Genomic DNA, 19,874 nt, shown 5'->3' on the forward strand with positions numbered 1-19,874 from the left:
CCTCTACCTTGGCAGAAGCCTCTCGAAAAATTAACCCCTGGAAGAGTTGCTCAAGCTATGGGTGGAGTTTTTGCGGTGATTGGTACTCCAGCCCAACCACCCAAATCTCGCGGAAAGTCTCCAGGCTGGAAGACGGATCAACCACGTAAACGTAGAATTCGCTACCCCATAGTTAAAAAAACTACAACCAAGCCCCGCAAAGAGCAATCAGAATCTGCTTAGTAGTGTAGATTTTCATCTCTGAAGTCTGTTTCTTTTCAACTCAGCGTTGCTGAGTCTTTTCTTGTTGCCTAGTCTAAACTCCAGTAACTAGGCTAGAAAAAAATCTATCCAGCCCATAAGTTTGTTTCCCTGATTTACTTATTACAACTTCATCTCCTGCCAGCAAATATATCTCGTTCGCACGAAATAAATGCTTGTGAAAGAATAACCAAAACAACGTCGTCTAAGGTATTACTGTATGAAAGAATCTCAACATCGTCCGATAACTGCCACCATTACCTGTCCAACGAGAAATTCAAGGGCATGGTGACTCTTCCACTCATTGCTAACATCGCCAGAATTATCTGGTTTAATTGCCGCATCGTCGTAGCATTTATTTGTGGTAGCAGGCATTGTAGCAGTGATAGGATATCGAACATGGGCTGTTTGTGAGTTTTGAGTTGTCGTTGTGAGAGACAATAACTCTACTACGGCAGCCCTATCTCTTCATACTCTTGTTTTGGCGAAGGTATTGGTCTTAAGTGAGTAATTAATTAACGCCGACGCTTCACAAGGATGAATAGGGCGATCGCACTCACACCTAAAAGCCATCCCCCTGATGCTTCAGGTACGCTAACTTTCAAGGGATTAATGGGTTTAGAGAGATTTTCCTTACCATTCTCAACTTTACGGTCAAAGCGATCGCTTTGGGCTTCTGCTTCTTTGAGTAACTGTCTTTGTTCATCGTTGACTAATACCAACATCGAAGAATAAGGGCTGACAATCTTGTACTTTTTGGCTACGGTGTGAATCGCATCCAAACCTTTGAGGTTGTCTAACTTAATTTTTTTACTCAACCCTAAAATTAATTGTCTGGCTGCTAATGGCAAGAAATCATCTTGTTGTTTGCTAGTTGCAATTGCTGTGTCTAATGTTTGCAGATACCAAGCATAACCATTAACAACACTCACAACAGAGTCACTTAAAACTGATTTGGTAGCAATTCGTTGCAGCACTTCAGAAATATCAATACCAACTCCACCACCGCTATCTTGTAATGATTTAATGATGCCATCGTTATAAGCCCCAGGTAATCCACCTAGATGTAACATCCACAAAGGTGCAGGCGGATTGGGGACGGTTTTATTGTTCTTCGACAATTCATAACTACCTTCATCGCTCAACAGCAAAACGACATCATAAGCTGTATCTCCACGCAAATTATTAAACTGTGTCAGCATTTCTTGGGGTTGAATTGTGCCGTAAAAGGCGACTTTTTCCGGTTGAAATTGCTGGATATCATCTAAGCGTTTGGATGTAGCTCCTGGAGAAACACTAAGATATAAATCTGCATCGTTGTTTGTCAAATCATTATCTGCAAAGCCGTGTTTTTTCAACCATGATAATGTTTGCACCAATTCTTTAATATGTTCTCCCATGCTGCGAGAGGTATCGAGAACTACAGCAACTCGTTGGCCTTTGGGTAAGGTGTAATCTTGACGAGATAAGGGTTTAGCGAGTATTTTGTAGCCTTCCTCTAAATTCACTTCATGTAATACAGGCTGAATTTTTGCACTCGCAGGGATGAATTCTTCTAACCAAGCATCGTCTTTCAAGCCGATTTCTTTGCCGTTGCGGATACGCTTGGTTTGATTAGTCCAGAATATATTACGTTTTTCCCCTAAATCGGGCATTTGCCAACCCAAGTCTTGTCCCAGCACTTTGTAAGTTAACCATAGGTGCATTTCTGTAGGGAGTGGTGGTTGCCCTTCTATTTGTTGTACATTCTTAGGAGGAATAGGAAAAGCCCGTAAGCGATAATGTCTCGGCCCTACTTGTTCCAACAAAGCTGGATCTATAGGCCGCGAACGTCTAACTTGAGAATTATAAACTTTCTGGGCAGCACCGCGAGGAGAGACAACAAAAGGGAAACGTTGGTCTAATTTATTAGTATCTCCCAACCATAAGCCAGTAATTACAGCACTTTCTGGCAAAGAAAAGGAGTAAAAAACTTCCTGAACTTCTCGTGTTTGGTTTTTATAAACTTCGTACAATTCCACATCAGCCCAATCACCATGTTCTTTAACTGTGACTTGTTGTGATACCAATAAAACTTTTTTTTCGTTGATATTTAATAAACCTGCTTTAACTTCTTGTTCGTTAAAAGTAGATTGTACTGCGTGACTAACTGCTGTTTTTTCTGCTTTTTGTAGAGGTGTATCAAAAAAATCGGCGTAAAGTTTCTCTGCTTTGGCAGGATCTTTATCAGAACCATTATATAAAAATGGCGACATCAGAAAGTTATAAGTTGCTTGCAATCTATCAGTAGCCGATTTATCTAAGCCTAATACATGATGATACATAGCACTGATGTGGTTATTTTCTTGCTTGCTGCTAAGGTAGCGGTAAGAAGATAAATAAGCGTTAACTAATCCTGTACGGATTTGTTCTGACTTGGCTACAAGCGTTTGGCGATCGCTATCATTTTTAGGTGCATTAGCTAAGAGTGAAAAAGCTAATACTTGGGGTTGTTGTTGTAAAGATATAAAAGTAACTGCAAACGCCACAACAACTGCACCAGCACCAGCAAATATTTTATTCTTACCATGTTCTGAAGCAAAAGCTCTTAAAATTTTTGCTCCCGAATGTACATACATTGCTGTTAACACCGATGGCATTGCAATAAACAATGTGGCACTAAAACCAAGAATGACTAGCCAAGGGATAATCAGGAATAACCCACCCACAAAAGCTGAGTTATATAGTACATCCCATAATGGTTTTACCCATGCAAATTTTATGAATTCTTGCAACAGAAATACCGCTAATGGCAAGGCATAAAATAACAACACCGTACCCGCATAAATGCCAAATACGAGCATTAATGTATGGGCTAACATTTGTACCCATTGCAAACTACTTTTGCGTCGGTCAGCATAACCCCAAAATAATTCTCCAGTAAAAGCAGCTATACATACGCCCGTTGTTATCAGAATTTGGCTACTGGCTGATGTCAGTTCTCGAATCACAAATAACCGCAACAAACACAACACGAATAGGGGTGCTTCTACACCATAAAATAGGCGAATTAGTTGTAAAGGTTGTTTAAGAAACTTCCAGCCACCGATAATACTGGAAATTGTGGGAATTGCAATTAAAGTAACTAGAGTAAAGGAAAATTCAGATGGGATATCACCTGTTAAGGTTGCCTGAAATAATGGCACACCTACGTATGGTAATATTCCTACGTAAACTAACATTAAGAATGTCAGATTCCAGAGCCAAAAAATCCCGTAAAAACTTGTATTCCAAAATAATTTCACAGCTTTACTCCTCCTAAAATTAACGTTACTACACCTATACCCCAGCCTTGAAAGTCAATAGCGTTGATTTCTAAGTTCCCACAGTAAAGTATGTACATATCAGTACAATAACTTATCGCGTTATTTGTGATCTCTAGGATGTTCATAAATTATTTTTTCTTTTATGAATTAGTCACAAACTAATCAATGCCTTAAACATAGTTCCTTATTTTAATTTTTCCCTTAACACTAGCTTTTCTAACAATTTGCTTAGACAATGACAGAGTGGCTGGAGTGTAATTAGTTTATTTTTGTGCTATTTTCAAACCCATGAATTTCAAACCTCACCAAAGTACTTTTGACGACAAATTAAGTGCAATCATTGGGCTGGTAATTGGATTGGTGTTTATTTTTGGTGGTTTTTGGGTACGCAACAAAGTCGCACACGAGCGTGCAATGCTGATAGAAGCAGAGGGAACGGTGGTAGACAGCATCAGTCGTCGTGAGCGCGATAGTAAGGATAAGCTCATAGAAACCTATGCACCAGTTATCGAGTTCTTAGCTAAGAGCGATCGCATTCGGTTTATAGGTAATTATGAATCCTACCGCTCCAGTAATGGCAACAAAGTGGTTGTCCGTTATGAACCCAAGCAACCACAAACGACTGCGTTTGTAGTGAATCCGCTTGAAGGCTTGGTTGATGTCGGAATGTTTGGGATGGGTGGCTTAGTTATAGTCTCTAGTCTAGGTAAGGTGTTGCCTATACGCTGGTCTTCAGGTGGGCAAGCTGACCATAATATATAACGATGTGGTAGTTTATCAAGGTGTCTTAGTGCCATTAGTGCCTGAATCCTACTTGATGACAAAGTTAGACGGGTCTTGATCTCGTCGATGCTTAGTGGGAATGGGGGCTGGCTGCCCATCACCCACAAGGGCTGCGGTTTTCTCCAGGGATTCCCTCAATCGCTTGGCTGCGTAGATGGACATGTCTCGCGGTACATTAATGCGATCGCGCAAATATCGGAGAGCGACATCAGATCCCGATGGAGGTACACAGTCTTCACCAGTCATCATGTGTGTTAAAGCACAACGTAGGGCTTGATCAAACAATTTATCATCTAAGGGGTTTACTCGGATAATATTGATGCGGTGCTCGATAGTTCGTTGAAGAGCTTCCATACGGGAGTTTTCCGGTTCTGGATAAGCAACATCTGGTAGCCCGAACCAGGGGCCGTTATCCACCCGCGCTTTATTGAGAAGCATCTGGGTTTCGCCGTTTTCCCAACAGCCCCCCATCTGGGGCGGCAAATCATGCACGTGGGTGTGAAAGTCGCTTTGGGTACCGCAGTAGGTCGGTCGGCTTTCCATTGCCGCAAACCATGCGCTCAAGCGAGGGTTTTCTTCCCGCAAGGAGTAGCCCTTGTAGTAGTAAAGGCTCGCATTCATCCGTTCAAGATATGGCGTAAAAATAACATCGACGATGCCGAAGCTATCTAGAAAGTAAGGGCTTGGAGTGCTACCCAGAGCCTCCTCGACCTTAGCCACCACTCCGATAAATTGTTCTCGGTTGCGTTGTTCTTGTTGAGAGGAACCGGCTTTAGAACACAGCCAAACGCACCAGGCTCTAAATAAAAGTCGTTCTAATTGACGTAGAGGAAGCACCGTGCGGTCTTCCATCCCTTGGCTCAATGGAGCAAAAACTTTTTCCAAAGCGATCAAAATGTCATCGCTTTCCTTAATAATCCGTCCATCTAACTCGATCGCGGGGAGCATTCCTGATGGTACCTTACGTTTGTACCAACTTTCTTTCTCCCCGTAGCAGAACATTGTCACTTTTTCGATGCGGTAGGGGATCTGTTTTTCCTCTAGCCATAACCAAACTTTTTGACAGTAAGGACACCAAGCGTGGTTATCGCGGTACAGCGTTACCCGCACATCAGATTCCGGCTGACCAAACAAGCGCAACCTGGCTCTAGAGTTGGTGAGACCATTAACGGTATCTATTTGATAGTCCGTGAGAGTTTCTAGTTCTTGCCAGCTTAAGGGTGCGGTAGTCATAGGGTGAGTTACGTAGGGCAATACTTAGGGCTTTTCTTGACTCTACAATATTTTCAATTACATCAAGGCTTAATTTAACCAGTAGGTTGTTTAGGGTTATCGTATTTAAACACTTTTTCGCCCTCAGTAATGACTGCAAAGTTTTTCAACCCTAAGTCGATACCGTAAATTTTCCCTTCTGAGTTGACGTATTTTCTCCGTTAACTGTCGAATGAGATGACCGCTTTTCTGATTCGCATTAACCAGGAAACCGGGAAAAGAGGAGCAGAGAAGGACTGGGCATTAGATATGAGTTGTCAGATTGAGGGGCAAAGGATATCAATAATTTACGATTACTTAATTTACAATTACTCAAGAATCAATATCAATACAAATCACTGTAACATATGGATTAATTACTGATTCAGGTACATCAATTGTTAATTCTCCTAACGGATTAGAATTGAGAATAGAATCCATAATTGCACAGCGACTTGTGTAGGTTAGTGCTCTGCCGTCAGCAAGAACAGACACCGATTTTACTCGTTTGATTGGTATACCCCTAACTGATATTGTTTCGTAAGGTTTCATTAATAGGTGTAGATAAATGCGATTGCCCTTACGAGTTGAGGGGCCATAAAATTGCCACGGTTCTAATCCTGGGATTGTATCAAGGATACTTTCATTGTGACTCTCCATCCAATCTGCTATATCTTTGAGACGCTCTAACTGCTCAGGAGGGATTTGTCCATTACCCATTGGACTAACATTGAGCAAGAGGTTACCTCCTTTACCTGCTACTTCGCAAAGGGTATGAATTAGCTGACGAGATGACTTAAAGCAATGATCGTCTGAATTATATCCCCAACTTTCATTGATAGTCAGACAGGTTTCCCAACTATGAGTTGGTGGATGAGGAGGAATAAACTGTTCAGGAGTTTCAAAGTCTCCACAATTTGGTAGACGATCATTGATGAGAATATTCGGTTGTAAATCACGAATCATTTTTGCTAATTTTTGAGCCTGCCATTGCTCTGGAGTGCGTTCCCAACTTCCATCAAACCAAATGATGTCAATTTGACCATAGTTGGTCAATAATTCTCGGATCTGATTGAACATAAATTGGATATATCGCTCCCACTGTTGCGCTGTAGGTTGAGGTAGCTGGTCAAAGCGATAAGGTTTATCTGCTTCTGTAAAAGCCGGATAGTCTGGATGATGCCAGTCACTAAGCGAAAAATAAAGACCAATACGCAATCCTACAGAGCGCATCGCTTCGATATATTCACGTATAATATCTTTTTTATAAGGTGCAGATGCAATTGAAAAGTTTGATTCTTGCGTATGGAATAGGGCAAAACCATTATGATGTTTGGCTGTTAATATGGCATATTTCATTCCTAGACTTTTTGCTAAATCTGCCCATTCTTGAGGATTGTACTGCTCTGGATTGAAAGTATTAGCTGTGTAGTGATATTTCTCAACTGGAATATCTTTGCAAAAAGGTAGGCTGAATACACCCCCAACTAACGGCCAAGATAACTCACATCCTTGTTGAGAACTATGTCCCCAATGAATAAACATCCCCAGTCGAGCTGTATGAAACCAGTTATTCATCATGATGAAATTTGGCAATAATTCTGCTTAATTCGGAGAAATAGCTCCCTTTGCATCTTAGTACATATACAGATTTTGGTTGTTATTAGTTATTGACTGAGGTGAAAATGCGTAGGCGTAGCCCGCCGCAGGCATCGCTATAAAGCGGGGCGTAGCCCATCGCTACCCTTGCCTCCTTTCCCTAAGAACTAGAGATAAGCGTTTGCTTGTCGTGGGTTGGGTATAGATAGCGTAGGGCGTTATGTAAAGATGTCAATACTTCTCGGTTAAGCATTTTTAACTCGGAATCGGGTTTGGGGTAAAGGGTAAAAAAAGAAATTTGTGTGGAGTAAGTTGCTATGAGAATCTTGCTGATTGAAGATGACGAAATTTTAGCGAGTGTTTTGTTGCAGTCTCTTACCCAACAACACTATGCTGTTGAAATTGCACAAGACGGACAAATTGGCTGGGAATATGCCCAAGGTACGAACTACGACCTGATATTAACAGATGTTGGACTGCCGAAACTGGATGGCATTACTTTATGTCAGCGCTTACGTTCTAGTGGCTGTTCCACTCCTATTTTGTTGATCACAGCAAAAGATGAAGCTAGCGATCGCATTCGTGGTCTCGATGCTGGAGCAGATGATTATCTGATTAAACCTTTAAATTTGGGAGAACTCCAAGCAAGGGTACGCGCTTTGTTACGTCGCGGCGATACTCCCCGTCCTCCAGTGCTAGAAGTTGGGGCATTGCGTTTAGATCCAAGTATTTGCGAGGTAACATACGACAATCAGGTTTTGGATTTAACACCCAAAGAATATAGTCTGCTGGAGTTATTACTACGGAATCCATTGCGAGTTTTTAGTCGGGGAGATATTATCGAACATCTCTGGACTTTTGACGATCCACCCCAAGAGGAAACTGTTAAGTCCCATATTAAGTGGTTGCGACACAAGTTGAAAGTAGTTGGAGCCGTAGACTGGATTGAAAACGTTTATGGTTTGGGATATCGCTTAAAATCTCAAAAAGCTACTAGTAGTGGAAATAGCGAAAAAAAAATAACTCAAAAAAATCCAGATCAGAATTCCTCCATACCCGATGCTTCCCCATCCGTTGAACAGCAGTTTAAGCAAGCAATGGGTGAGTTGTGGAATCAATACCAGGGGCTAATGACACAGCGAATGGAAGTACTGCAACAAGCAGCAACAGAACTATCTAGCGACACCCTAACTATAGAATTACGTAAATCGGCAGGGCGGGAAGCGCATAAGCTAGCTGGTGTTTTGGGAATGTTTGAGCAAGAAGCAGGTACTCAAATAGCGCGGGAAATCGAACAGATTTTAGACAAAGATGGAGAGTTATTATCAGTCCAAAAACGCCAGATAATATCGCTGATACAAGAGTTAGGCAACTTGTTAAACCTAATGAAGGTAGTTAATCAAACTGCTACCTCGATTGGGGAAGAGATGAGTCCAAAGTTACTGCTGATTGACCCTGATTTACAACTGGGTTCACAGTTGCAACAACTAGCATCTTCTATAGAAATGCGCTGGCAGCAAATAACAACGTTAGAAGCTGCAAAAAACTTCTTGCAAACCACATCACCAGATTTAGTAGTGCTGAATGTAGACGAGATAGGGCAGCGAGAGGAAAGTTTAGCACTAATGTTGGACTTAGCAACACATACTCCTCCTGTACCTGTTCTGGCGCTGGCTGTCACTGATCAGCTAATGGATCGCGTGACTTTAGCTCAGTCTGGGGCGCGGGGTTTTCTCGTCAAGCCTGTCACAGCAAATCAAGTTTGGGAAACTGCGTCTCAAATATTGCAGTTTACCCGCTCTTTAACAGTAAATGTATTAGTAGTTGATGATGATCCACTGATTTTAGCAGCACTAGGCCCAATGTTAGAACCTTGGGGAATGCGAATGACCGGATTGGACAATCCCCTGCGTTTTTGGGAGGTATTGCAATCTACTGCACCAGATTTGTTAATTTTGGATGTGGAAATGCCCCAAATCAGTGGTGTAGAACTTTGTCAGGCAGTTCGCACAGATCCGCAATGGCAGGAATTGCCAATTGTATTTCTGACGGCTCATCGAGAGATGGAAACGGTGCAGCGGGTGTTTGCTGCTGGAGGAGATGATTATGTAGTTAAACCCGTTGTGGGAGCAGAACTACTGGCAAGAATTACCCACCGCCTAGAACGCAGCCGCCTACTTCAGTCGCTCTCTACCAAAGACCCCTTAACCGGACTAGCAAATCAGTTACAGTCTAGCCGCGACTTAGAGCACTTGATTGCTCAAGCCGAGAAAAATCAGCAATCGGTTTGCTTAATGATCTTGAATATCAGTGATTTACGTCAAATTAATATCCAGTATGGGCATGAGGCTGGTAATCAAGTATTGCAACGATGGAGTCGTCTATTCCAATCGGCATTTTGCAGTGACGAAATATTGGGATATTGGGGTAATGGAGAATTTGTGGTCGGAGTTTCTGGGTTTACTGAAACAGAACGGCTTGTGGTCAAACATCGCCTCAGTGACATTTTAACCAAGCTCCGCCAGCAAGTCTTTACAGCTCCCAATGGCGATCGCTTCCAGGTAACTTGTAATTTTGCTGTGGTTGAGTATCCTAATGATGGACTAAACATCCAATCTTTATACCAAGTTGCTAATTCTATGCTGAAGCAGAACTAAGGGACTTCCAACTAAAAAAATATCCTATCGCGGTGTAGGCAGGGGGAGAAAGAAAAATCACAACAACATCGTTATTCGTTTGACCATATTTGGTTAACCAAAACGGGTTTCTGTTTAGGCATCAACTGTTTGCCAAATTTGGCGTAGAGAGCAGGAATAACCAATAAAGTCAAAGCTGTAGAAGTAAATAAACCGCCCAAAACTACAATTGCTAAGGGTTGCAGAATTTCATTGCCGGCTCCACTGGCGATCGCCAAAGGCAGCATCCCTAGTGCGGAAGTGAGTGCCGTCATCAGAATGGCGTTCACTCGTTCTAGAGAACCGTTGACAATCACATCTTTGAGGGGCATTCCCTGAGCAAATTTATTGTTATAGTTGTCCACCAACAACAAACCATTGCGGACAGCAACGCCAAATAGGGTAATGAATCCAATCAGAGAAGCGATCGAAATCACACCGCCACTCAAGGCAATGGAGATAATACCACCCACCAAAGCCAAAGGCAGATTGAGCATGATGGTGATCGTGGCGGAGAGCGATTTAACGGAGAAGAACATCAACACCGCAATCAAAATCGCTGCCAGGATGCTAAACACCAGGAGATTATTAGTAGCACGCTGCTCTGATTCAAACTGTCCACCGTACTGGATGAAGTAGCCATTAGGGAGTTTGATTTTCTGTTGAATTTGGGATTGAATATCGCTGACAACACTGCCCAAATCGCGATCGGCAACGTTTGCCGAAACGACAATCAGCCGTGATACATCTTCCCGATTCACAACATTCGCTCCCATGCCGTAGTCTACTTGAGCAACTGCGCCCAGTTGGATGGTTTGCCCAGTAGGGGTAATCAGAGGAATAGCGCGAATGGCATCTAAACTATTGCGGGCTTTCTCCGTCAAGGAGATAGAAATATCAATAAGCTGCTGATTTTCTGCCACTTGCGACACTACACGACCATTTAAAGCAGTTTCCACTACGTTGGATAACTGCTCCATACTCAATCCATAGGTTGCGGCAGCCGCGCGATTGTATTGAATTTGTACCTGACGAATGGGTAGTTGGGGTTCAAGCTGTAAGTCTACAACCCCAGCGATGGGCCCAATCACATCTCGCACTTGTTCGCCAATCTTCCGCAGTTCGATTAAATCCGGGCCAAAGATTTTCACAGCGATCGCACTTCTGACTCCCGACAGCACTTCATCCATGCGGTGAGAAATAAATCCACCAATATTAGATGCCACACCAGGCAGTTTATTGAACTCTTGTCGCAATTGTTTAATGCTGGCTTCGCGGTCTTGAAGGGCGCGATCGCTCAATTCTACGTCCACATGAGCCATACTCACTCCCGCCCCGTCTGCATCTCCTGGAGCGCGCCCTGATCGTACTTGCACCCACTCATATAAAGGATTATCTTTAAGCGCACTGTCCAGTGCTATCCCAGCCCGATTGGTCATATCTAGGGAAACACCCGGAAATAAAACCATTGAATTTACCAATGATTTCTCCTGAAATTCGGGGAGAAACACCCGTCCGAGGGAGGGAACGATCGCAAAAGCAGCAACCAAGGCGGCAAGTGCTACACCCAGAATGATTTGGGGCGATCGCAGCGATAGATTTAACAATGGACGATACAATCGTTCTGCCCAACGCGAAATGAATGTACCTTCTTGCGGTAGGGTTTGGTTTGCCAGCAGAATTGCACACAGGGCAGGTGAAAGGGTCATGGCCACCAAAGTAGACGAACAGATGGAGAGCAAATACGCCAAACCCATCGGTGCAAAAATATTGCCCTCAACGCCCGTCAAACTAAAAATTGGTGCAAACACGACTACGATAATCACTGTGGAAAAAATCACTGCTAACCGTACTTCCACTGACGTATCATACACCACCTCGAAGGGATGCTTCGGGTTGCCCTGTGCCTGATTAGTTCGCAGTCCGCGATAGCAGTTCTCCATGTCCACAATTGAGTCATCCACAACTGAGCCAATGGCTACGACTAAACCGCCCAAGGTCATAGTGTTAATGCCCAAGCCAAAAGCTTTCATGAACATTAAGCCAATTAACAAGGACAGAGGAATTGCACTCAGAGTAATTACGGCGGTGCGCCAATTCATCAGAAATAACAGCATAATCACCGACACGATGATGATGCCTTGAATCAGGGAACTGCTGACATTGGCAATGGCAGTATCAATAAAGTTAGACTGCCGGAATGTTCGCGCCACTTGCACATCAGGGGGAAAGTTTGCTTGCAAGGATTGCAGCACCGCTTCTACTGCTTTTGTTACTGTGGGGGTATCGAGATCAGGCTGTTTGTTAATCATCATCACCACAGCCGATTGCCCATTAAAACTAGCATCTCCCCGCTTTAGTGCTGCACCCGTTTGTACTTCCGCTACATCTTTGAGCAAAATCGGTTTCCCATCTTGCACCTTCACCACAGATTGCTGCAAGTCTGCAATTGATTTTACCTGCCCAATACCGCGTACCAACAGTTCTTGACCACCACCAATTAAGAATCCACCAGGAGCGTTGGAATTTGCGCCTCTGGCAGCATTGGTCACTTCGGTCAGAGAAACATTAAGCGATCGCAATTTTTCTGGATCAACTAACACCTGTTCTTGTCGTTCATCCCCACCGTAAACGGTGACTTGGGTAACTCCCGGCACAGACAACATTTGGTTGCTCAGGGTGCTATCCACCAGACAGCGTAAATCCATCAGCGAGGTTTTCCCCTGCCCATTCACAGTAAAGGCATACTGTAAAATCGTACCCAACGGCGATGCTAACGGTGAAATTTCCGGTGGATGCACCCCTTCAGGTAACTGATTTGTCACCTGCTGGAGTCTTTCTGTCACCGATTGCCGCGCTTTGTAAATGTCGGCATCTTGGTCAAACACCACCTGCACCATCGATAGCCCGACTTTGGAGGAAGATCGCACCGTAGTCACCCCCGGCAAACCATTCACCGCACTTTCAATTGGCACGGTAATTTGTGATTCCACTTCCTCTGGAGCTAGTCCAGTCGCTTCGGTGTGAATATCCACCTGGGGGGGCGCAAATTCAGGAAACACGTCCAGTGGCATTTGAGTGACAGTGAATACTCCCCACACCGTCACTATAATCGCACAGATAACTATGAACCAACGCTGGGTAATTGAGTTTTTGAGAATCTGATTGAGAATGGAGTTCAACATCTCAATTAAACGCCTCCCTTGTTCTTGCGATTGCCAGCGATAAGGGCGATCGCTCCGCCCACAAGCACGACTCCACCACCGACTCCTGCTAAGATACCCATCGGGAATCCGCCACTTGCTTGCTGTGTGGTGTTATGGCTATGGGCAGTACCCTGATTGTGTGCCTGTTGATGTTCAGCTTCCGGTTTGGGAGTGGCACTTGCAACTGGACTGGGTGCTGTATTAGCGGTTTGGGTGTTGGGAGTGGCACTCGCTACTGGACTGGGTGCTGTATCGGCGGTTTGAGTTTTACGCGATTCAGCATAGAGCGACAAACTACCTTGAGTAACGAGCTTTTCCCCAACTGATAATCCTTTGGTAACAGTGATCAGTTCGCCTTTGGTCGCGCCAGTTGTAATTTCCACTGGCTCATAAAAAGTCTTATACTGCACAAAGACTATCTGTTTACCGTTGGCATCAACCAATGCCGTCACCGGAATCATCACAGCAGATCCAGATTTGGCAGAGGAGGCGATTGGTGTGACAACAATACCTAACAGTTGATCGGTTTGGGGAGTGACTTTCACGCGATTAATGCCGCCCGTTGCTTGAAATTCATCACCATGTCCAACGTGACCAAATACAACTGTGGGCGCACTGATAATTAAACTGGCTGCCAGAATGGAACTCATCAGCATAAAAGGTTTCATAATCACTCCTCACAATGGATACCGGGTTAAACAAAAGTTCTCCATAGTTTGCCAAAGGGCAGATGAAATCCAGGTGAAATGGCAGATGTTTTTGTAAGATCAGAGCTTCATGGTTGATTTCCCTGGAGCAATGCGAATTTTACTGGTGGAAGATGAAGCGGATTTGGGACTGGCAATCAAGCAAGTCTTAATTAGTGAAAGATATGTCGTGGATTGGGTAACAGATGGTACTGAGGCATGGCTGTGCCTGGAAAGCCAATGGACAGACTACACAGTTGCTATTGTTGATTGGCTGCTGCCGGAAATGTCGGGATTACAGTTATGTCAGAAGCTCAGACTACACCAAAATCCCTTACCAGTGCTGATGCTGACTGCTTTGGGTCAGTCCGAAAATCGCGTGGCAGGGCTGGATGCGGGCGCGGATGATTATTTAGTCAAACCGTTTGTAATGGAAGAATTGCTGGCGCGGCTGCGGGCCCTTCAGAGGCGATCGCCTCAACTACAACCATCCACCCTGACTGTTGCAGGTTTTACTCTGGATACAGCAAACAATGTGCTAAGAGTGAATTCAGATGGATCTACGCCCCTAGTCATTCCCTTAACCACCAAAGAATTTCAGCTGCTCATGTATTTGATGCAGAACCCCAATCGCATCATTCCCGGTAGCAAATTGCGTCATCAACTTTGGGACATGGATGAAGAACCGATTAGTAATGTAGTTGCGGCGCAAATGCGCTTACTACGTCGCAAGTTAGCAAATCATGGCTGTCCCTGCCCGATTGAAACTGTTCCCGGTGCTGGCTATCGCTTTAACTCTCAAGTTGATTCTCGGCTATGAATAGCTACTCACTTTTTCGGCGCAGTCGTCTACGGTTAGCCCTCTGGTATGCCGGAGTTATGGGCGTGATTTTGAGTGTTTCTGGCTTGGGGATGTATCGCGCAATGGTACAAACAAACTGGGCAGCAATGGAGCGCGAAATTGAATCAATTGCTGGAACTTTACACGATAGCGTTGAACCACTGTTACCGCCTTCCGAAGAACCGACTGCTGTGTTGCAACAAATTTTTCCCGATCTTTGTTTGAATGGACAACCCTGCAAGGCTACGCCGACGCTGATTCAACGGCACACCATCGGCATCAGCGATCGCACCACATATTATATTCGGCTGTTCAATCATCAAGGGAAACTCCTGGCTTTTTCACCCAATCAACCCCTATCTCTGCCACCAACTCTCAACCGCAGTTCATGGCAAACCTTTCGCACGGCTAACGGCATTCGCTATCACCAATTCACCACGATTTTGCATAGTGCCAATACCCATCATCTAGCTAATGAAGCCAATGCTGATTCATCCTGGGGCTATTTGCAAATTGGCCGCACTTTAGAACATTTTGATGCGGAAATCTGGCGGATTCAATGGATTATGGCGATTGGTTTGCCTATTGCTCTGAGCTTGGTTGCTACTTCCAGTTGGTGGCTTTCAGGATTAGCAATGCAGCCAATTTATCAGTCCTATCAGCAACAGCAACAGTTTACTGCTAATGCTGCCCATGAATTGCGATCGCCCCTCGCCAGCCTGTTGGCAACTGTAGAAGCTATCCTCCACATACCGCAATCAAATCAACAAGATATGCAAATGATGCTTCATACTGTTGAACGGCAGGGGCGAAGGTTGAGCCATTTGATCGCTGACTTACTCTTGTTGACCAGTTTGGAGCAGAATTCATCCTCACAACCTTTTCAGCCCTGTTGCTTAAATGATTTGGTGAGCGATTTGACCGAAGAATTTTTAGAGCTGGCCACTGCTGCTGATATTAACTTAACCTGCCAAATTCCCACTTGCGAGGTTTATGCTCTAGGTAACGAATCGCAACTTTACCGTTTAGTGTCAAACTTGATTGCCAATGCCATCCAGTACACACCCAGAGGGGGATATGTAACTGTTAGCTTAGTCAAGAGTGATTACACTGCTGTCATTGCGGTGAAAGATACGGGGATTGGGATTGGGCTTGCTGATCAGGAGCGAATTTTTGATCGCTTTTACCGTGTTGATGGCGACCGCTCTCGTAAAACCGGAGGCACAGGATTGGGACTAGCGATAGCTGTGGCGATCGCCCAAAAACATCAAGCGCATCTGAAAGTTGAAAGTCAGGTGGGAAAAGGTAGTATTTTTACGCTAGAGATGAAAGTTTTATCTTCTAAATAATAGAGTCTGAATAAATTGGATAATTTATTTTTTGGAGTTCCTTAAAGCTCGCCTTCTAACTGTTGGGCTACCAGTCTGGCAAACAACCCACCTTGGGCAATCAATTCCGAAAAATTACCTACCTGTACGACATGACCAGCGTCAATAACATAGATGCGATCGGCATTACGAATCGTGCTGAGGCGATGGGCAATTACCACTCTGGTAGCGTTTAACTTAGCTAAACTTTCAGTCACAATTGCCTGGGTGCGGTTGTCCAAAGCACTGGTAGCCTCATCCATCAAGATAATTTTGGGCTTGGAAACAAGCGATCGCGCAATCAATAATCTTTGCCGTTGTCCACCGGAAAGATTACTACCACCCTCGGCAACGATCGTATGCATCCCCATTGGCATTTGCTTGATATCATCAGCAAAACCTGCCATTTGTGCTGCTGACCAAGCTTCTTCTAGGGAAACTAAAGCCCCAGCAGTGATGTTATCAAAAACCGATCCTGTGCCGATTTTCCCATTTTGCAGCACCACTCCTAACTGTCTTCGTACAGCCTGGAGTTCCATCTCTGCTAAATCTTTGCCATCATAATAGATGCTACCTGTCAATGGAGTTTCAAAGCCCAATAACAACCGCAATATCGTTGATTTTCCACTTCCAGAAGACCCAACGATCGCGACAAATTCCCCTGGTTCGGCATGGAGGCTGACATCATTGAGGATTAAGCTGCCATTTTCCGAGTAGCGAAAGCTGACACGATTTAGGGCAATGCGACCGCTTAATTGACCGGGGTTAACCTTGGTTGAGTCATATTCAGGCTGCGATCGCCAAATCGGTTTTGCTCGTTCCCATATTGGTACAATACTCCAAATCTCCGATACAGTATTGCTCAGGTCAATTACTCCTTTGATAAAAATCGCCAAAGCATAGTTAAAAGCAACGAATGTACCCAGTGTCAGGCGTGTCTGCATCAACAGCATGGCAAACCCAAACAGCAGTATAGAACTTACTAAAGGGAGTGCTTCGTTAAATACAGAAATACCATCTTTAATCTCTTGCCAACTCGCCTTCAACCGAATCTGCTGGCTGTACTTTTTTGCCCAAGCTGCAAATGCGCGTTCTTCTGCCATTGTGACTCGCAGTTTGGCGACACCGTTGATTAGTTGTACCGTGAGTCCCTGAATTGCGCCATTGAGTTCTTGCTCTTTTTTCGATTTCTTCACCAAGAGGAAACTTGCAACAGTCGTAACCACAGCAGCAAATATTGCTAAACCCACGCCCACAAACGCTAGTTGCCAACTGTAAATAAACATCAGCACCAAGTTGAATAAGGCAAAGACTCCACTCAACAATGTTCTTTGAGTAGCACCGCTAAGTTTTTGATGAATTTCCCTCACCGCCATGACGCGGTTGACCAAATCTCCAGAAGTGTACTGACGAAAAAAGCTAGGACTTAATCTGAGTAAACGATCCCAGATGGCTGGCTGTAATATGCTATCAGTGGCGCTTTCCACTCGTAGGGTAATAATGCTTTGGGCAACTTGAAAAGCTAACTGCCCAAAGGCGACTGCAAACATGACCAATCCTATCTGCCACAGCAAAGCGCGATCGCTATCTGGAATGGCATGATTGATTAAAAGTGCTGTTGCTTGTGGTGCAACCATCCCCAATATTGTGCCCAGTAGCCCTACCACTAAAATACTGGCGATGTCTTTTTCATAACCCTTAACCCCAAACCGCAGTAGGTCGATGGCCTTGAGCGCAACTTGGGGTAACGGTCGATACAGAACGTAGGCTAATGGTGACAGTGTTTTTGCTATTGATTCATTTACAGGTGTCCGAGTCCGCGCTACGGGGTCAAAGATGACATAATCTCGATTATCTGTAGGTAACAACGCCACTGGGCGCTTTTCCAACTGAGTATAAGCTAACATCGCCCCTTGGTCTTGACGCCACCAGCCATCTGCTAAAGTTACACGCCTGATCCGAATTTGTGATGCTTGTGCGATCGCCCCTACAGGGTCTTTAATAGAATTCAAATCCTCTGCTGGTGGACGAATCTCTATTCCCAGCGATCGCCCAACTGCCCCAAATGCTACCAATAAGGGTGGCCCTTCCTGAGAAAAAACCGCCTCCTGCTGTGGCTGCAATACTGTTGCTAAATCAGAAAGTGCCCCCTCTATTACTTGCTGATTAAATTGCTCACGTTCCTGAAACTGCCGAAATTCTGCTTCTGCTTCTTTATTTGCTAGCAAACTCAAGTAGTGAAAGAAATAAGTATGCAAACTGGCTAAACCTGCCAAGATTTCCTCGGAATTTTCTAAATCTGCCGTTGGCAACATTTCTCCAATAACCGCATCTTCTGCCTCCAGCCACATATCACTCGTGAGCGGAAACGCTGGTGAGGTAGAATTCAACGTTAATTCCTCAACTCCCATCCAGTGAGTATTGCCTTGCTGCAACTTCACCCATAGGAGTGTTTGTTGTCTTCCCTGTAGCGTTTCACCAGGCGATAATGAAAAATCTCGCCCTAATGTCTGCACAAGGTTTAATGGCGTAGTCAAAACTGTCTGCTGGGCACTAAGAGATTGCCCTAAATGATTTACCCAACCTTCTAAAAGTTCTATGGATTGAGAGTCAGCCGCCGCGATTCCCTTAACCAAATCAACCATTGACATCTGGCATAATTGGGTGGGTTCAATTGCGATCGCTACAAAACTCCATTGGCTTTGTGCTATTACTTCCGGTAACAAGACTTCACCAGCGTTGACATGAAACAGATAGCGGCGATGCTCCTTTGGTAAGCTGTTATCGAGGAAGGCAGGAGGCAGAGGGCAGGAGGCAGGAGGAAGGCTGCCCGACACTCGCGGATTTATTAAGGCTGCGCTATCTGTCTCCTGCTGCGACCACGAGCTTGGGTTTAAGACCCTCACTGAACTCTCGTTCGGTGGCTCCAAATCATCGGGGGTCAAATCCTCGGATGATTTGTTCCTCCTGCCTCCTGCCTCCTGCCTCCTGCCTCCAAACACCGCCAATGTTCCAGACTGCACTATCCAGAATGTTTCTGAGTCATTCAACAGTACTGGTTCGTTTGCTTGAAAGGAGTACAGTTTAGAAGAAGGATTCACCTGCGGCCTACTCATCACTTAACTATGCCTCTGCTGCGTGAAGTAAGCGAACATAAGTTCCGCCTTGCTGCCATAATTCCTCATGGGTTCCACGCTGCACGATTTTACCTTGCTCTAGCACAATAATTTCATGGCAATCGCGAATTGTGCTGAGGCGGTGGGCTACTACAATACACGAACAACCACGCTGTTGCAAGTTACGGTTAATAATCAACTCTGTTTCTGCATCCAAGGCACTGGTTGCTTCATCTAGTACTAAGACTGTGGGATTTCTCACCAAAGCGCGGGCAATTTCTAAACGCTGGCGTTGTCCACCACTGATATTCATACCGCCTTCAATTAACTCAAAGTCATATTTCCCAGGCATAGATGCGATCGCATCATGAATCGCTGCATCTTGGCAAGCTTGCACCAAATCGGCTTCTGGTACAGTTGAATCCCAAAGAGTGATGTTTTCTCGGACAGTGCCGGCAAATAAAAAGATATCCTGTTCAACCATTGCCAACCAGTTAGCCAAAACAGAACGCTTAATTTGCGATCGCTCTACACCATCAAAGCAGATTTCCCCATCCCAAGGTTGATAAAGCCCGCAAATTAATTTAGCAACTGTGGATTTACCAGAACCACTCCCCCCCACAAGCGCTATTCTTTGCCCTGGCTTGACAGTCAAGCTCAAATTCTCAATCAACGGAGATTCTACACGACTATAGCCAAAAGTGACATTTCGTAACTCAACATGACCGTGTAATTGCCACAGAGATGAGAGAGAATTAATCGCTGCCCCCTGCCCCCTGCTCCCTGCTCCCTGCTCCCTGCTCCC

At 44.6% G+C, this 19,874-nt stretch carries 11 protein-coding genes and 2 pseudogenes; 5 read left to right on the forward strand and 8 right to left on the reverse strand.

Annotated elements, in window-relative coordinates:
* A pseudogene (locus tag F8R90_RS32055) lies at positions 1–222 on the forward strand (NF041680 family putative transposase); the annotation flags it as partial.
* An 82-nt stretch (positions 223–304) separates the two neighbouring features.
* On the opposite strand, the pseudogene F8R90_RS32060 reads toward F8R90_RS32055, so the two are convergent.
* A pseudogene (locus tag F8R90_RS32060) lies at positions 305–641 on the reverse strand (transposase); the annotation flags it as partial.
* Positions 642–755: 114 nt separating this feature from the next.
* Entirely contained in the window at positions 756–3,524 is a 2,769-nt protein-coding gene (locus tag F8R90_RS32065; protein ID WP_196514094.1) for a TIGR02921 family PEP-CTERM protein, read from the reverse strand.
* Positions 3,525–3,833: 309 nt separating this feature from the next.
* Here F8R90_RS32065 and F8R90_RS32070 point away from each other — a divergent pair, with 309 nt between their 5' ends.
* Positions 3,834–4,307 (forward strand): DUF3592 domain-containing protein, encoded by a 474-nt coding sequence (locus F8R90_RS32070; RefSeq protein ID WP_196514095.1) that lies wholly within the window; start codon positions 3,834–3,836, stop codon positions 4,305–4,307.
* A gap of 48 nt (positions 4,308–4,355) precedes the next feature.
* Here the strand turns inward: F8R90_RS32070 and F8R90_RS32075 are convergent, their stop codons facing one another.
* Together F8R90_RS32075 and F8R90_RS32080 are read right to left on the reverse strand one after the other, a co-directional pair.
* On the reverse strand, positions 4,356–5,561 hold the full coding sequence (locus F8R90_RS32075) for a glutathione S-transferase family protein (protein ID WP_196514096.1): 1,206 nt from the start codon (positions 5,559–5,561) through the stop codon (positions 4,356–4,358).
* Positions 5,562–5,912: 351 nt separating this feature from the next.
* On the reverse strand, positions 5,913–7,160 hold the full coding sequence (locus F8R90_RS32080; protein WP_196514097.1) for an alpha-L-fucosidase: 1,248 nt from the start codon (positions 7,158–7,160) through the stop codon (positions 5,913–5,915).
* Positions 7,161–7,495: 335 nt separating this feature from the next.
* Here F8R90_RS32080 and F8R90_RS32085 point away from each other — a divergent pair, with 335 nt between their 5' ends.
* The gene (locus tag F8R90_RS32085) at positions 7,496–9,835 is read left to right on the forward strand and encodes a response regulator (RefSeq protein ID WP_196514098.1); all 2,340 of its coding nucleotides are present in this window, start codon (positions 7,496–7,498) and stop codon (positions 9,833–9,835) included.
* A 71-nt stretch (positions 9,836–9,906) separates the two neighbouring features.
* Here the strand turns inward: F8R90_RS32085 and F8R90_RS32090 are convergent, their stop codons facing one another.
* Both F8R90_RS32090 and F8R90_RS32095 read right to left on the reverse strand, forming a co-directional pair.
* Positions 9,907–13,038 (reverse strand): efflux RND transporter permease subunit, encoded by a 3,132-nt coding sequence (locus tag F8R90_RS32090; protein WP_196514099.1) that lies wholly within the window; start codon positions 13,036–13,038, stop codon positions 9,907–9,909.
* 5 nt (positions 13,039–13,043) lie between these two features.
* Complete coding sequence (locus tag F8R90_RS32095; RefSeq protein WP_196514100.1) at positions 13,044–13,727, reverse strand: cobalt transporter; 684 nt, start codon at positions 13,725–13,727, stop codon at positions 13,044–13,046.
* Between the two features lie 130 nt (positions 13,728–13,857).
* Between F8R90_RS32095 and rppA the strand changes: the two genes are divergently transcribed.
* Positions 13,858–14,565 (forward strand): two-component system response regulator RppA, encoded by a 708-nt coding sequence (gene rppA, locus F8R90_RS32100; protein WP_196514103.1) that lies wholly within the window; start codon positions 13,858–13,860, stop codon positions 14,563–14,565.
* Positions 14,562–15,935: a two-component system sensor histidine kinase RppB gene (gene rppB, locus F8R90_RS32105; protein ID WP_196514101.1), complete on the forward strand. Its 1,374-nt coding sequence runs from the start codon at positions 14,562–14,564 to the stop codon at positions 15,933–15,935. The genes rppA and rppB overlap by 4 nt, the downstream gene beginning before the upstream one ends.
* A gap of 41 nt (positions 15,936–15,976) precedes the next feature.
* Here the strand turns inward: rppB and F8R90_RS32110 are convergent, their stop codons facing one another.
* Both F8R90_RS32110 and F8R90_RS32115 read right to left on the reverse strand, forming a co-directional pair.
* Positions 15,977–19,069 carry an NHLP bacteriocin export ABC transporter permease/ATPase subunit gene (locus F8R90_RS32110; RefSeq protein ID WP_442946774.1) on the reverse strand — a complete coding sequence of 1,031 codons (3,093 nt, stop codon included), beginning with the start codon at positions 19,067–19,069 and terminating at the stop codon, positions 15,977–15,979.
* Positions 19,070–19,076: 7 nt separating this feature from the next.
* On the reverse strand, positions 19,077–19,874 hold a 798-nt coding region (locus F8R90_RS32115; RefSeq protein ID WP_196514102.1), incomplete at its 5' end, for an ATP-binding cassette domain-containing protein.

Origin of the sequence: Nostoc sp. NZL (assembly GCF_015714705.1) — a bacterium.
GTDB lineage: Bacteria > Cyanobacteriota > Cyanobacteriia > Cyanobacteriales > Nostocaceae > Nostoc > Nostoc foliaceum_A.

Bases quoted from the DNA above. Each gene is read 5' to 3' on its own strand.
- F8R90_RS32070 (WP_196514095.1), top strand. From the start codon at position 3,834: ATGAATTTCAAACCTCACCAAAGTACTTTTGACGACAAATTAAGTGCA.
- F8R90_RS32075 (WP_196514096.1), bottom strand. From the start codon at position 5,561: ATGACTACCGCACCCTTAAGCTGGCAAGAACTAGAAACTCTCACGGAC.
- F8R90_RS32080 (WP_196514097.1), bottom strand. From the start codon at position 7,160: ATGATGAATAACTGGTTTCATACAGCTCGACTGGGGATGTTTATTCAT.
- F8R90_RS32085 (WP_196514098.1), top strand. From the start codon at position 7,496: ATGAGAATCTTGCTGATTGAAGATGACGAAATTTTAGCGAGTGTTTTG.
- F8R90_RS32090 (WP_196514099.1), bottom strand. From the start codon at position 13,038: ATGTTGAACTCCATTCTCAATCAGATTCTCAAAAACTCAATTACCCAG.
- F8R90_RS32095 (WP_196514100.1), bottom strand. From the start codon at position 13,727: ATGAAACCTTTTATGCTGATGAGTTCCATTCTGGCAGCCAGTTTAATT.
- rppA (WP_196514103.1), top strand. From the start codon at position 13,858: ATGCGAATTTTACTGGTGGAAGATGAAGCGGATTTGGGACTGGCAATC.
- rppB (WP_196514101.1), top strand. From the start codon at position 14,562: ATGAATAGCTACTCACTTTTTCGGCGCAGTCGTCTACGGTTAGCCCTC.
- F8R90_RS32110 (WP_442946774.1), bottom strand. From the start codon at position 19,069: ATGAGTAGGCCGCAGGTGAATCCTTCTTCTAAACTGTACTCCTTTCAA.